The sequence below is a fragment of the Autumnicola lenta genome, from assembly GCF_031846515.1.
GTDB classification, from domain to species: Bacteria; Bacteroidota; Bacteroidia; order Flavobacteriales; family Flavobacteriaceae; genus Autumnicola; species Autumnicola lenta.
Genome location: NZ_JAVRHO010000004.1, coordinates 88,047 through 103,325, shown reverse-complemented (window position 1 = coordinate 103,325; position 15,279 = coordinate 88,047). Strand labels below are relative to the sequence as shown.

Annotated in this window: 14 protein-coding genes; 4 read left to right on the top strand and 10 right to left on the bottom strand. The window is 38.6% G+C overall.

Annotated features, from left to right (window positions below; genetic code table 11):
• Positions 1–8: 8 nt before the first annotated feature.
• Positions 9–2,000 carry a retaining alpha-galactosidase gene (locus RM545_RS03820; protein ID WP_311493990.1) on the bottom strand — a complete coding sequence of 664 codons (1,992 nt, stop codon included), beginning with the start codon at positions 1,998–2,000 and terminating at the stop codon, positions 9–11.
• Between the two features lie 704 nt (positions 2,001–2,704).
• On the opposite strand from RM545_RS03820, the gene RM545_RS03815 reads away from it, so the two are divergent.
• Entirely contained in the window at positions 2,705–3,388 is a 684-nt protein-coding gene (locus RM545_RS03815; protein ID WP_311493989.1) for a hypothetical protein, read from the top strand.
• A 78-nt stretch (positions 3,389–3,466) separates the two neighbouring features.
• Positions 3,467–4,165, top strand: coding sequence for a hypothetical protein (locus RM545_RS03810; RefSeq protein ID WP_311493988.1), 699 nt, complete (start codon positions 3,467–3,469; stop codon positions 4,163–4,165).
• Positions 4,166–4,228: 63 nt separating this feature from the next.
• Here RM545_RS03810 and RM545_RS03805 read toward each other — a convergent pair whose 3' ends face one another.
• The 3 genes from RM545_RS03805 to RM545_RS03795 form a co-directional block, all read right to left on the bottom strand.
• Positions 4,229–5,023 (bottom strand): response regulator transcription factor, encoded by a 795-nt coding sequence (locus RM545_RS03805; RefSeq protein WP_311493987.1) that lies wholly within the window; start codon positions 5,021–5,023, stop codon positions 4,229–4,231.
• A gap of 280 nt (positions 5,024–5,303) precedes the next feature.
• Positions 5,304–6,584: a sensor histidine kinase gene (locus RM545_RS03800; RefSeq protein WP_311493986.1), complete on the bottom strand. Its 1,281-nt coding sequence runs from the start codon at positions 6,582–6,584 to the stop codon at positions 5,304–5,306.
• Entirely contained in the window at positions 6,577–7,197 is a 621-nt protein-coding gene (locus RM545_RS03795) for a DNA-binding response regulator (RefSeq protein WP_311493985.1), read from the bottom strand. Before RM545_RS03795 ends, RM545_RS03800 begins: the two co-directional genes overlap by 8 nt.
• A gap of 430 nt (positions 7,198–7,627) precedes the next feature.
• Between RM545_RS03795 and RM545_RS03790 the strand changes: the two genes are divergently transcribed.
• Complete coding sequence (locus RM545_RS03790; protein ID WP_311493984.1) at positions 7,628–7,792, top strand: hypothetical protein; 165 nt, start codon at positions 7,628–7,630, stop codon at positions 7,790–7,792.
• Here the strand turns inward: RM545_RS03790 and RM545_RS03785 are convergent.
• The 6 genes from RM545_RS03785 to RM545_RS03760 form a co-directional block, all read right to left on the bottom strand.
• Entirely contained in the window at positions 7,764–8,750 is a 987-nt protein-coding gene (locus RM545_RS03785) for an aldo/keto reductase (RefSeq protein WP_311493983.1), read from the bottom strand. The two genes, RM545_RS03790 and RM545_RS03785, sit on opposite strands and share 29 nt — an antisense overlap.
• A 458-nt stretch (positions 8,751–9,208) precedes the next feature.
• Entirely contained in the window at positions 9,209–9,790 is a 582-nt protein-coding gene (locus RM545_RS03780; RefSeq protein WP_311493982.1) for a PAS domain-containing protein, read from the bottom strand.
• 213 nt (positions 9,791–10,003) lie between these two features.
• Complete coding sequence (locus tag RM545_RS03775; protein WP_311493981.1) at positions 10,004–10,162, bottom strand: hypothetical protein; 159 nt, start codon at positions 10,160–10,162, stop codon at positions 10,004–10,006.
• A 273-nt stretch (positions 10,163–10,435) separates the two neighbouring features.
• Entirely contained in the window at positions 10,436–12,019 is a 1,584-nt protein-coding gene (locus RM545_RS03770; protein ID WP_311493980.1) for a carboxylesterase/lipase family protein, read from the bottom strand.
• Positions 12,020–12,213: 194 nt separating this feature from the next.
• Complete coding sequence (locus RM545_RS03765; RefSeq protein WP_311493979.1) at positions 12,214–12,528, bottom strand: hypothetical protein; 315 nt, start codon at positions 12,526–12,528, stop codon at positions 12,214–12,216.
• A 40-nt stretch (positions 12,529–12,568) separates the two neighbouring features.
• Complete coding sequence (locus tag RM545_RS03760) at positions 12,569–13,300, bottom strand: SDR family oxidoreductase (protein WP_311493978.1); 732 nt, start codon at positions 13,298–13,300, stop codon at positions 12,569–12,571.
• A gap of 1,365 nt (positions 13,301–14,665) precedes the next feature.
• Here RM545_RS03760 and RM545_RS03755 point away from each other — a divergent pair.
• A complete protein-coding gene (locus tag RM545_RS03755) occupies positions 14,666–15,181 on the top strand; it encodes a hypothetical protein (protein WP_311493977.1) in 516 nt (171 codons plus the stop codon).
• Positions 15,182–15,279 lie beyond the last annotated feature (98 nt).

The following is a 15,279-nucleotide window of genomic DNA, read 5'->3' as shown; positions in this document are numbered from 1 at the left end:
TCTACTTGCTATTGTGCAGGATAAATTCGGGCTGCCCAGCCACCTCCATTCGCCAAATGAACATCCAGTTGATCTCCTGATTTTACGTTAATCACCTCTCGCTTGTAATCTGTTGCTTCCCTGTCGGCATTTATTCCGTCTTTAAAAATTACAGCCTCATACTCTCCTTCCGGTAAAAATGAAAGGTCCATTTCAAGATCACGCGCATTCCAGTTAGTAATCGCACCTACGTACCAGATATCACCTTTTCTTCGTGCTATGGCAGCATATTCTCCCACTTTACCGTCCAGGGCGATGGTTTCATCAAAAGTAGTGGGTACAGAAGCTATAAATTCGGTGCTTTCCGGTTCTTTTTTGTAATTGGTTGGATTATCTGCGAGCATATTAAACGGAGCTTCATAAAGTACGTATAAGGCCAGCTGATGTACCCGCGTTCCCTGGCTCATAGGCGCAGAATTGATTGCCCGGAAGTTTGCTTTACTGGCGTTTTTCATTGCGCCCGGCGTGTAATCCATTGGGCCTGCAAGCATTCTTATAAACGGAATTTGTGTGTCATACAACGGGAAATCAGTATTAGACCATTTCGTATTTTCCAGTCCGCGTACGCCTTCAAAATTAACAACATTCGGGAAAGTCCGCTGCAGGCCCGTAGGTTTGTATGCGCCATGGAAATCCAGCATAAGCTTATGTTCCGCAGCTTTTTCAGATAAATTGTAATAAAAATCAACCATTTTTTGATCGTCCCTGTTCATAAAATCCACTTTTAGACCTTTTACGCCCATTTCAGAATAAGTGGCTAATGCTTTATCCATATTTTGGGCTAACGGCAGGTAACCAGACCATAACCATACTCCCACATTCTTACCTTCGGCATAACTAATAATTTCGTCCAAATCTATTTCGGGGATTGTATTAAGAATTTCTCCACGCGGAGCCCAGCCTTCATCCAGCAAAATATTTTCAATATTATTTTCTGCGGCAAAGTCGGTGTAATATTTATAAGTTTCAGTGTTAATGCCAGCCGGGAAATCCACTCCGGAAATGTTCCAGTCGTTCCACCAGTCCCAGGCAACTTTCCCCGGTTCGATCCAGGAAGTGTCATCCAGACGCGGGGCAGAAGCCAATATATAAACCATATCGTTATTAAGAAGTTCTCTGTCTTCATTGCTGATAATAACAACGCGCCAGGGGAAATGACGTGTGCCGGAAGTTTTTGCAATGTAATCGGCTCGTTTAGTGACAAAAGATTGCAGACCATTGTGCCCGCCCTGTTCCTCTTCAAGAGGATAGCCGGTAAATTCTCCTTTTAAAGAAAAATCTTTCTCACCTGCTTTCAGGAACATTCCCGGGTAACTTTCCAGATCTGCTTCTGTAATTGCCGCTTTCATCCCGCTTGGCAGTTCCACCAAAACAGGGGCGAAAGCGACAGTATCTTTGTTAATTTCAGATAAAGGAATATGCTGGTAGAGGTTTTCAAAAGAAATCTGGTAAACATCATTGGCAGGATCATTAGCGTAGGGAATATAGATCATATGATCCTCAGGAAAATTAAAATTCGCCTCTTCAGAAACAATGGTGATCTCTTTATTTTTGTTGGTGGTGAAACGGTAAGCAACTCCGGAATTATAAGCCCTGAAAATCAAGCCGTAATCCTGATTAAACTTTAACGTCAGTTGGTTATAATAATTTTCAATTACATCCTTTTTGTAGTTGATCGCATCTATAGTTGTATTTACTTCTTTTTTTTCAGAATCGCGAACTTCGGGACTGTCGCCAAGTTCTTCACCATTTTCCAGTGTCATCGCAATTCGCGACGGGGCGATAATTTTCTGAGAGCGGTTTGTAACCGTCCAGCTAATGTCTTCGCCAATATTCACATCTACTACTATTTCAGAATTCGGAGATTCTAAAGTGTAAGTGCCTTCTTTTTGAGCAAATAGAACGTTATTGCAAATAGTAACAACAAGGAAAAGGAGTAAGCTTCTTTTGATGCGCAACATAATTGTTAATTTTTAGGTGACACAATATACCCTATTTCCCATTGTCCTGAAAATATTGGTTGGAGACGCCCGAAAAAAATCCTTAAATCCAGATTTTGCTGATGTTTCTAAAATGGCAATTCTCGACCTTCAGTTTGTGATAAGCTGAATTAATCCGAACTTTTTATCCTGATTCTTTACTTTTCCTCTTTTCCTCCTTCACTCCTTTACTTCTTTACTTCTTCACATTTTCAAAATCTTTTAAAGAGTGCTTCAAAAATGGCAATTCTCGACCTACAGTTTGTGATAAGCTGAATTAATCTGAACTTTTTATCCTGATTCTTTACTTTTCACTCCTTCACTCCTTCACTCCTTCACTCCTTCACTCTTTCACTCCTTTACTTCTTCACATTTTTAAAATCTTTTAAAGAGTGCTTCAAAAATGGCAATTCTCGACCTACATTTTGTGGTAAGCTGAATTAATCCAAACTTTTTATCCTGATTCTTTACTTTTTACTCTTTTCCTCCTTTCCTTTCATGTCGACCACGAATATTAAAAAATGATCCTCAGATCAATTTACTAATTGCCCTTCACGTTTCACTCAAACAAAATATCACTATAAATGGGTATTGTGTGGAGTTGTACGCTCCTCTATTTTTACTACAGTAATGAAGAGTAACATAATACCTCTACTTCTATATATTAAAAATTAATTCAGAATATTATGAAAAAAGCTATTCAATTTTCTTTTATCACCTTGTTCGCGATTTGCTCATCTGTTGTTTCAGCTCAGAGTATGGATGAAGATCAATTCTATTCGGAAAATGAGCCAAAAGTAAGGCCCTTTAGGATTGGAGGGAAATTGGGTTTTCCAAACCTGATAGGAGGAAACGTGGAGTATGTGACGCCTTTATTAGGAGACAAACTTGCTGTAAGTGCCGATTATTCCACGATTTCAACTGACTGGATTGTACCTGAAGAGGAGGAAGGTTATGAAAGTTCCGGAGATAAACTTGATTTTTCATACATAGAGGGTGGACTTAACTATTATCTTTTTAGACCCGGAAGCGGACTTTATGTAGGTGCCAGTTATGGGAATATTAAAATTGAGGGGCAAATGGTTCGCTACTCTACTGAGTCTGACAGAACAGAACCAGGGACAGGGGACATCGATTTTGCTAATGGTTCCTTTAATTTGAAGTTAGGAGCAAAACTTGGAGGCCTATTTTACTTTAGACCCGAGGTGGGATATCGCTTTTCAGCGTTGCCGGAAAGTTATGACATGGAAGTGGTATTTGACGATGGTTATACCGAAACACAAAGCTATACTTTTGATACCGAATCGTCTCCTCAAAATCTTCTGTATAAAGGCTTAATAGCAAATATCGGCCTTGGGTTTGCTTTTTAACAACAGGTCAATTATGGTTTCTAATTCTTCAGGAGTACAACAATACTTATCAGTTATTAATTATTTAAAAATTCAGTTATGAAGAAAATTACATTTTTGATTTTATTTGCGCTTACATTTTCCCTTTTGCCTACAACCAGTGCTCATGCTCACACTGAAGCAGATTATTACGGAAAGAAAAAAGTTAAGGTTGGAGTTTCAGAAACAGATGCAGAAATTTATGTGAACGGTAAACTATTAGGAAAAGGATCTACAGAAGTGCTGGTGCCAAAAAATTCGTGTGTTACAGTAGTGACAAAAAAGACAGGCTTTCTTAACGAAACTATAGAATTTTGTAACCAGAAAGGAATGACTAAGCCTCCAAGAACTCATTATGTAAAGATGAGAAACGACGATGCTTTTGATGCTTCTGTCCAAACAGATATTGCCAATGTCGACATAGAGATTAAAGTGAATGCAATGGATAAAAACCAGGCGTGGAAATTAATCAACCAAATCGTTTTAAACTATATAGATGTTATTGAAATGACCGATAAAGAAACAGGTTATTTAAGAACAGCATGGTCATTACAAACTTTTGAGCAAAATACGATCCGCACCAGGATGATTGTAAAAGAATCATCAACAAATCCGCTTAGGTTTAAAGTAAAACTGGTAAGCGAAGAATCGGGAGATTCTATGACGAGTGTAAAAAGTGACCACCTGTACAAGGAATGGGACCGGGTATTGAGGAGTTACAACAATGTTATTTCAGAATTCCAGGCCCGTATAAAATAGGAGAATTAGCCTGCCATAGGAGAATGAGAGTATCAAGATCTCAAGATCCTATGGTTTTTCTTCTTATATTATTCCAGCCATCAGACTCTCTGCAATAAGTTCAGCAGTATTTTTACATCCGCTTTTAGCAAGGACATTTTTTCTATGGGTGTGGATGGTGTGAATAGAAAGGTGCAAATTATCTGCAATCTGTTTGGCACCATAGCCCCGGGCAAGCAGATCTACAACCTCTCTTTCCCTTTTGGTAAGTGCAGCAGAAATATTAGGTTCTGCATTTCCCATAGTAGGCTTAAAAACACCTTTATCTACCGGAACGTTATAAAAGGACTTTCCCCCGTGAATATTTACAAATGAGACACTGCGGGTACTATTGGCTGCAATATGTGAAATATCGCTGTGAATTGTAAACACGTGCATTGGCGTATTATTTTCTGCAACAGAAATAGGAGTGGCCTGCATAAGCATGATACGGGTTCTCTTTTTATGATCTACCATTTTATAGGAATAGATTATTTTGTATTTTGTAATCTCAGATGATTTGAGATAGTGACAAAAAAAATCTTTTATTACCAGTTCTTTTTTTTCCAGTTTTTCGACTTCTTCTGGTAAGGCAGTCTTAAGCAATTGCTCCATACTGATGTCTTTAGAAGCAATACCCATAAAATTTTCTACGCTGGGGGAGATATAATCCAGCTCCAGGTTGTGCATGTTTAGTATGTAGAAATAAGACTCTCCAGGAGCAAAAAGAGCAGCCATTCTTTCGAATTGTTCAGTAATCTGATATCGCGAATACTCCATAATTTCAGAAGAATATTCTCTTCTCCACAATTCTGAAATTTTGTGGGCTTCAGTTTTCATACTACCTACATGTTAAATTTTTAACAATATAGTTAATAATTCCACACTACAAAATGCTGTCCGTCGAATCTTACCTTATTTAGGTAATTTATTAAAGTGTTAATTTTCTGATAATTAAGTTTTTAGCAGGTCAAGCCGTAGTGATTCAAAATTAGTAATTTTATCAAACTTTAACATTTAAAATGTCTAAAATTCAAATAAGAAGCGGTGGAAATGAAAATTATCTCCACTTTTATGAGTTCTTTTTTGCGGTTTATTACAGCAGAAATCAGCTTGTGGTTTAAAAATTCAGAAAATAAATTGTTCCATTTCCTGGCTTCGTATCTATAGTTAATTTTCCGCCTAATTGCTTTGTAAGGGAATGGATTAAAGACATTCCTGTCCTGTTATTATCTTTGTTGTAGATAAAACCTGAACCGTTATCTTCTATTTCAAGATGATAATGGGAACCTGTAAACTTAAAAGTTACTGTAATATGCGGATGTTCAGCATTATGAAAAGCATGTTTAAAGGAGTTGGTTATGATTTCATTGATAACAAGTCCCAAAGAAATTACCTTTTCAACGTTTAAATCGATGGGCTCGACGTTATATGCAATTACTTCTCCCTCAGTAGTCAGTGGTTTATTAAAGAATTCTATAGACTCACAAAGTTCTTTAATATAATCTGGCATAAAAATAGCAACACCCGTTTCCTGTCCGTACAGCCGTTGATGCACCAGAATAAGTGCGGTGAGCCGGTTTTTTGTTTCCTGTACCTGGGATTTTTCAGGTGATTTTTCTTCTTCCATAATCTGCATATCCAGAATACTTATTACCAGCTGCAAATTGTTCTTTACCCGGTGGCTTAACTCCCGCAGCAGGGTTTCTATGAAGGCGTTTCTTTCCTGTAGTTCGTTTATAGTTTTCTGAAGTTCCAGCTGCCTGCTTTCAATCTCCATCTTCTGAATCTGGATTTCTGAATTCTTTTTCAGGATTTCCTTTCTGTCCTGCAGCATCTTATTCCTGAAGTTGATAATCACATAAGTCGTTAAACCCATAGAATAGAGCATCGTCGTCATATGGTCAATTACAGCTTCACCACGGGAAGAATAGGGCGTAATCCAACCTGGGAAGTTGAGTTCAAGTAGGAGCAGAGCTGTAAAAAACAGGAACAGAATCCCGGCAATTCTGTACTGAAATCTTGCCGGTGCTACCAGAATAAAAACATTCAGAAGGACAATAATGAGATAGGCCACTGTGCCGCCAAGTCCATTGTTATAAAAGTACATGACGCCCAGGACTGTAATTATCGCTAAAAGGTAATAGCTTATAAGCTGGTTGGAATATTTATTCCCGTACCTTGATAAATAAAACAGATAAAATGCGATAATACTACCAATAAAACTCAGGCCAACAACCGCCATATTAAGGCCTATAATGTAATTTATAAAAGTTCCCACTAATGCAAAAACAGAGATGGAAAAAGAGGACACATTAAAAATCTTCTGTTCAATTTCCAGCCCCGGTGTCCCACTTAATGTTCTAAAGAAGTGGGAAAACTGCAGTCTTTTCCTATTCATTTTTGACCCACTTAAGCCTGGCTGCCAGGGCAATTAATTCGTAAGTGGACGCCACGTCAAATTTTTTCAGAAGATTTTTGCGTTGGGTTTTGATGGTATGCTCGCTTAGAAAAAGAATATTTCCAATATCGCGGCTATTGAATCCACGGGTGAGTAAGGCTATGATTTGAAGTTCTCTGCCACTGGGTTTAGCAACCGCATTATCCATTTCAAACTTTTCAATTTTATTTAGTGCAATAGAAAAGGCTACCAGTAATTGTCGTTCTAAAAAAGGCTTTACGAGGTAGACCACAGGTTCGGTTTCTAATGCAGAATCCAGGAAGCTTTTATCTGTGTAAGCAGAAATATAAATTACCGGCACCCAGTGTTCACTCTGTATCTTTTTCACAATACAGGTCCCGTCTGCGCTATTGTTTAGATGGATATCGCTTACAATGAGTTTCACGGGATTGTTTTTAAAAATTTTTAGCGCATCTTTCTCATTAGCCGCAATAGAAAATATAAAATCTCCCTGTTTACTCAGGATTTTGGCGATATTTTCTGCAACCAGAATTTCATCTTCAATTATTAAAATATGAAGATCTTTAGTAGAAGTATTTTCTTGAGATGTCATTGCAACAGCGTATTACATAGGTAAAGCTTAAAATTTTATACACTCGTTCTGTAAAGCACTAACAAATACAATTGTAGTAACATTGTCACGTCGAGCGCTGTCGGGACGCCTTTTTTTGACCTTCCTATTCCGCTAAAGGGACAAAACTGAGTTAGTATTCAAACGGACAATAATTAAAATTCAAATCAATTATATCTTTAGCATTAAAGCTGAAAGTAATAGGAAAGATAGTTCTTCTCCAGAATATTTTATCAGCTTAATAACTCAAATTATTTTCAGTTAATTCTGAAATCTAAAGTTAGAAGCTTTAGCAAATTTTTGTGTTCAGGGGAATAAGAAATTCAGAAAAATATGAGCTAGAGCTTTCCGGTAAATTTAAAGGGAAAGCTTTGCTGATACAATACCCACTTCTAGTGAAAGAGTTTAAGAAATGATTTTAACTGAACTTTTTCAGGAAAAGAAAAAGCCGCCCGAAAATAAGCCTGTCAATTCTGATACAACTTTAGTTGACGAAAACTGGCATTTTGGGACGGCCTCTTACAGACTATTTATTACGGCTATAAATACTACCAGCGTTGGTGTACTTGTGGCTTAATGTATTTGTTATAAATAGCATTCATTTTTTCAATTTTTTCCGCAGATAACGGCGGAAGGTCATAAACTGAAGTATTTGATAACAAATGATCTTCTTTAGACGCACCGGGGATAATACAGCTTATTTCCTGAAACTGAAGAATCCATTGTAAAGCTATGGGCGCAAGGTTTTTTGCATCTGGAAAAAGCGCTTTTAGTTCGTCCACCGCTTTTAATCCCTGCTCAAAATCTACTCCGGCGAAAGTCTCACCTTTGTCGAAAGCTTCTCCGTTTCTGTTGAAATTCCGGTGATCTTCTTTGTCAAAATGAGTGTTAGAATCGAATTTTCCGGTTAGTAATCCACTGGCCAAAGGTACCCTGGCAATAATTCCAATGTCTTTTTTCTTCGCTTCCGTAAAAAATAATTCTGACGGACGTTGCCTGAAGAGGTTGAAGATTATCTGAACAGTAGCAACGTTATCATATTCCATTGCTTTTATAGCCTCTTCAATTTTTTCAACACTTACTCCCAGATTGCGGACCTTTCCCTCATCTTTAAGCCGATCAAAAGTTTCGAAAATTTCGGGACGATAGTAAACATCTGTTGGAGGGCAATGCAGTTGAACAAGGTCCAGCCGTTCAAGTCCGGTTCTTTTTAAACTGTCTTCCACAAACTTTGTAAGAACTTCCGGAGTATAATTTTCGTTTATGTGCGGATTAATTTGTCTGCCGCATTTTGTTGCCACATAAATTTCTTCAGACCGGGAACGGACGACTCTACCTACTGCCTTTTCACTCAAGCCCTCTTCATACACGTCGGCGGTATCAATAAAATTCACACCCTGATCTATTGCTGTATTTATGATCTTATCAGCTTTTTCGTCATCAAAACCCGATCCCCATTTTCCTCCTACCTGCCATGTTCCAAGTGAGATTTCTGAAATTTTTAATCCTGTTTTTCCCAGTTTTCTATAGTTCATTATGTTCTGTTTTTTATAAAATTAGAAATTAATACGGGTATAAAAAAGTAGAGAGAGTAATATGAACAAAGTTTAGGAATTCTATAACAGGATAAGTGCTCTTTACTCGATAATCGAGATTTTAATGCTCCGAGGCTTGCCTCGCAATTGAAAATTATTTCTTCTTAATACTTCGTGGGCTTGCCCCGAAGCGGTTTACTTAAGTTATTTGAAATAGTACAGAAAACTCATGCACACTTTGTCAGGCTCAGTATAACCTGCTTTCGAGACTAAAGAATAAGAGAAGAGTGAAAAGTGAAAAAGCTTTTTTAATTGGAGCTTACTGCTTATTCCTTCGGACTTTAAACCAGGCCCAATATTTGCCAATTTTAGTACCTCTTTTTGAGACTCAGGAGAATAAAAAAAAGATCCTTTTACTTCCTGCCTCGTAGTTCCTTTTCATTTCGTACTTCAAATTTCTAAGCAGCGACTTCTCTTTCCAAGGCCAGGAAATGAGTAAGTTTCGTGCCATAGGAGAGCAATGGAATCACTGTTATTTCACACAAGTATTCCTCTTTATTTTTTCTGTAGTTGGTGAAGGTTTCAGTAAAAATGATTTCCTCTTTTAATTTTTGGGAGACTCTTTTCTTTTTTTCTTCTGGAGTGCTTTTTCCCTGCAAAAAGTCAGGAGTTCGCCCCATGGCGAAGCTGGAGGAATATCCGGTCATCTCGAAAAAGCCTTTGCTTACCCAGTTTATAACACGTCTGGCATCCGTTAACACCAGTGCATCATATTCACCCTCCAGAACAGAATCTATATCGAACTGCCATTTAAATTTCTTCTGAAATTGCTTTAGACTTCTGAGTTCTCTCTCTTTGCTTTTTCGATGTAGTAACCTCTGGAAACTATTTGAGGAGATATCCATACCCGCCAAAGGGGCAGGAATTAATTTCTGAGATCCAATTTTACTTCTTACTTTCCGGTATTCCTCATTGCTAAGGGTTTCCAGGTAAAGATCCAAAGATCTCATATTGCTCAAGTCATCCTGATATCTACTCATTTTCTTATTTTTGCCCCATTTCCACCTTAAAAAATTCCCATGGGAACTCTGTAAAAGAAGAATAAATGTAGTGGTAATCGCCATGCAATTGTAATGTTATTCACATTAACTTTAAATGGAAAGCTTATTTTGATCATAAACTTTCCATCAAGATTGTAACTATTACACTTCTGGATTTTTAACCTGAAGTGCCGGCGTGTAGTCCGCTATGTTTTATTCGTAGTTTTCCTTGTAGAATTGATATCCAAGATAGGCTACTCCCGCAAGAGCTCCCCACTTTAGGAGGCTTCCGGCTAGTCCAAGCCCTTTCTTTGCAGCCCATAGTTTAGCTGCTTTTTCTCCTGCTTCTTTTGCTGTTTTCTTTACTTTCATGATGTTTAATTTTATTTGAAAATTATTCTTTACTTCGGCCTCTTTGGGCGCAAATCTCCCTGTTTCAACATTTAGATTTATTTAAAATTAAACGGAATTAGATTGATCTTCAAAAGCTTTAAAACATCTTTAACTAAGCTGTAACCATGTTTAACGAAACTTACAAAGTTAAAGGAAGCTTGCAGACATTTTTTAATAATTAAGAGACTGAAGATTCCTTTGTTTTAACACCTTGCTCGCAGAATATAGTTTAAATCAGTGAACTATAAAATCCTACTGATTGTTACCGTAAGCCTTATCCAGGAAGAAATATCGTCCGTCGTTTTGTGCATCCCTGGCTTCAAACTTTGTGTCGATGATCATTACCGGCGGAGTAACATCAGAAGCTTTTGCAGCGGGCCATTCAGGTAAATTTTCGCCGTTTGGATTCCCGGTTTTGATGAAATTTCCCAAATATTGCATGATGGTATCAGAAACCAAATAATCGTCTTCTGTCCATTCGAAAGTATCGATACGGTCCAGATTGCCCATAAAATATTCAATTTCTGCAGCATGTGGTGCGCCAATTTGGTTTTGCTGTGGTTCATTTGTTTTGCCGCTAAGCTGTGGTCTTAATTTGCTGTAAAGGTAGCGGTATACAGGTGCATCGCTGTTTTTACGGTGCAGGTCAAACCATTTCCAGGTACTGTAAGAAATAAACCTGTCGGAAGCCAGTGCAGTGGCAGATTCTTCGATTTCTTCTGAAGAACCGTGCGGGTACAGTTCCAGCACTTCCTCAAAATCTTCAGGGAATGTTTCTTTTACTTTTAGAATATAATTTTCTTCGGAATAAGGTTGTCCCTGCATAAAAGCTGTGCCGGAAATCTCGGCAGAATTCCATCCTAAAAGCAGCGGAACCTGAGCCTGATTTCCGTTTCTGAAAATCTCCGGAAGTGTTTCCGGAAAAAAGTAACCGTCGATAACACTGGAAAACCTGAAAGCACCAGATTTTTGATAATCTTCAAAGATTTCAGAAGTGCTGGTGTCACGCATCTCTTCAATGGAAGTATAACCATTTTTTTTAGCAAATTCAGCTCCCTTTTTTTCAGCTTCAGCTAAAGAAACCGGCGCCATGGTCGGTTTAATGGCAGCACCGCTCTCACCAATAGCTCCATCAATAAGATCTTTGGACAGGGGAGAAGCCATTTGCGCGCTAACAGAAATTGAACCGGCAGATTCTCCCGCAATAGTAACTTTATCGGGATCGCCGCCAAAAGCCGCTATGTTTTCCTGCACCCATTTTAATGCCGCATGCTGATCGAGAAGGCCGTAGTTTCCTGAGGCACTATATTCTGCTTCCTCACTAAGTTCGGGGTGAGCAAAAAATCCGAAAATGTTAAGTCGGTAATTTACTGTTACTGCAACAATACCTTTTTGTGCCATGGCAGCGCCGTCATACCGTGGTTCAGACGCATCTCCGGCCACAAAACCACCGCCATAAAAGTAAACGAGTACGGGTAACTTTGCGGTGCCTCTTTTGGCCGGTGTCCATACATTAAGATAGAGGCAGTCTTCACTCTGGCTATTGCTACGGAATATCATATCATCAAATACCCTTGCCTGAACCGGAGAAGGACCAAAATTGGCAGTTTCTTTTACACCTTCCCAGGTTTCCAGCTCCTGCGGAGCCTTCCATCGTAATTCTCCCACCGGAGGTTGTGCAAAAGGAACGCCCAGATAAATTGAAAGATCTTTTTCAGCATCATAATAGCCTTCTATTTTACCTTTTTTAATTTCTATTTGTGCAGGTTTTCTGGTTTGGGAGTTGGAAGGGAAAGCAATGGAAAACACGAGCAAAAGCAGCAGTACATTTTTCATGGAAAGGAAAGTTTATCCACTAAATATACTGATAATATGATACAAAAAAGAGGCAGTCCAAAAATGACAATTATCGACCTGCTGATTAATTTCCTGTATTTGTGTAGAAAATTTTAGCTACACCAGAAAATAATTCTGCCAGTCTGGATAATCGATTTTTGGACTGCCTGCTATACTTTTATTGTGGTGGAGAATTAAACCACGATCTTCTTATCTCCTTTTACTCCTTTATAGTTACCACTAAGATCTTTCTTCTTCTTTTTCAGCTTGTTTTTAAACTTCGTTTTTTTCTCATTGATCCCATCGCTGTTAGTCTCCATGTACTTGTAAGCAAGATAGCCTACACCCGCTGCGGCTGCAATTCCCACGCCTATTACTCCACCTCTGGTTGCAAGGGTTTTTCCCACTTTAAAGGCTGTGGCTTTGGCAATGAGTTTTCCACCCATTGCTGCGAGATCGCCGCCTCTTGCTACTAATTTTTCTCCTGTTTTTATTACTGCGTCATTCATATTGATCTGATTTTAGATTTAGATTAGAATTATCTGTAATTTATGCTTTTCCTGTTGGTTTGATGAGTAATTCGTTGACGTTTACACTTTCGGGTTGCGATATTGCGTAAAAAACAGCGTCGGCTATGTTTTCTGTATCCAGTTTTGCTTCGCTATCGCCATATTCCTTATCATCCAGCAATTCCTGATCTGTAATATCGTCCCGAAGGTTGGTGGCAACCGTTCCCGGTTCTATCGCGGTGACGCGAATATTAAATTCCGGGGAAAGTTCCATCCGCATAGCTTTGGAAAGTGCAATAACTGCAGCTTTTGAAGCACCATAAACGGCACCGCCTTCAAAAATTTCTTTTCCGTCAACAGACGCTATGTTCACAATATGTCCGTTTTTCTGCTCCTTCATATGCGGAAGCACGGAATAGATACACCTGAGACAACCTTTTAAATTGACTTCTACTGTCTGCAGCCATTCATCCAAATGACGGTTTTTAAGATAGGTAAGCGGCATAACACCGGCAGAATTAACCAGAATGTCTATTCTGCCAAATTCTTTTACTACCTGCTTAAAACCGTGGGAGACGCTGTCTGTAAGACTTACGTCCATCTCCACGACCATGCTTTTTTTTCCGAGTTCCATTTGTAACTCTTTTAATTTATCTACACTCCGGCTCGCTAATGCCACGTGGCAGCCTTCAGTAGAGAGTTTTTTTGCAATGGCCATTCCTATTCCGCTGCTGGCTCCTGTTACTACTGCGACTTTATTACTAAGGTCCATTTTCTCTTCATTTCCCTAAATATCCAATTTTCCTGGTGGGAAAGGAGTTAAGAGGTTTGTAAATAACAAGAATTTAACGAGTTGAAAAGGTATGAAATGTGGCAATATGAAGGTTTGCTGATGTTTCTTTTGCCATGAATCCACGAATTTTTTTAGCATCCCGGCGCTTGCCTCCTGTATCCACCATTCAGAATTTAGTCCCCCTGAGCTTGTCGAAGGGATGTTAAAAAAGACAATTTTCGACCTGCAGCTTCAAAATTGTTTTACTTGATTCACCATGAATCCACTAATACCAGATAATATATGCCCCGGAAATAGTGGTCTGTTGTGAGTTGTGGAGGTTTCTTTATTTAAAATCTCTTTGCGTTCAGGATTTATAGTCCCCCTGAGCTTGTCGAAGGGATGTTAAATTGGTAATTATCAATCTTTAGATCAACATTTGATCTACCGGTTTATGAAAAGAAGCAGCTCTAAAATGGTAATTTTCGGTCTACAGTAAAACGGGCTTCGACAGGCTCAGCCTGACTCTCAACTGTTTTGTTCGGGATGTCACACAAAGCTTGTCGAAGTGTGGACTGGTTTCAGCAAATTTATATTATCTATTTTTTATTCAAATTAAGCAATAGGAGCCAACTCTAAAATGCCAATTTTCGACCTACAGTGAAAACGGGCTTCGACAGGCTCAGCCAGACTCTCAACTGTTTTGTTCGGGATGTCACACAAAGCTTGTCGAAGTTTATTCGATATCTCTTTGCGTTCAGGATTTATAGTCCCCCTGAGCTTGTCGAAGGGGAGTTAAATTGGTAATTATCCAGTCTTTAGATCAACATTTGATCTATTGGTTTATGAAAAAAAGCAGCTCTAAAATGCCAATTTTCGACCTACAGTGAAAACGGGCTTCGACAGGCTCAGCCTGACTCTCACTGTTTTGTTCGGGATGTCACACAAAGCTTGTCGAAGTTTATTCGATATCTTTTTGCGTTCAGAATTTAGTCCCCCTGAGCTTGTCGAAGGGATGTTAAATTAGAAAATTTCGGTCTTTAGATCAACATTTGATCTACCGGTTTATGAAAAGAAGCAGCCCTAACATGGTAATTTTCGACCTACAGTCTAACAGTCTAAGACCAATTTATTCCACCACGAATACACGAATTTCAAACAATTTTTTCTCAAAAATCTCCCGCAGATCGCGCAGATTTCCGCAGAAGTTATTCTGAAAACCGTTTCCACTTTTAAATTCTTACCTCTAATTTCTTCAAGTTGCTATAAGAACTGAAACGTTATAATATTCCAAAGAGCATTTTAGTGCAATTTATTTTCCTTCAGAAGTCTTATCTTAACAGGTAAACTAAAAAACCATAGATTATGAAATTTTCAAAATTATTATTCTTACTAACATTTGCAGTTTTTGCTTCCTGTAACTCCGGACCGGAGCGAAATGAGGAAATTCAGGAAGAAGAACCAGAAATTCAGGATGAGGTTACTGTAGAAAACGAGATAAACAATCCGGGAAATCTCATGGAGGACTGGGACAAGTATTGGGAAGATGACGAGAATGAGAGTAACAACGAAGCAGATTCGTTGCGGTTTAGGGAAAGCATTTCAGATGATGCTGTTTTACTTACCGGTGGGAAAAGGATTTCTACTGTTGATAGTATAACATCCTGGTTCGATACCAATGCAGCCACAATGAGAGGCCTTGCCAGGGAAGCGACTCTTGATGGCTCTGGTGAAACAATTAAATACCAGGCCGGGACTTTTTCTAATGTACAAACTATGCAGGAGGAAGGAACCTATACCATTATTTGGGAGCAGGAGAGTGGCGACAGCCAGTGGAAAATAAAACTGATTGACATTTCTTCTGCTGAAAATCCAAACTAGAATTAAGCAGCAATTCAATACTGAAGTTTTAATACTAATACTTAAAAAGGTTGATAAGTGGCTGTTCTAAAATGCCAATTATCGACCTTTTATTATTT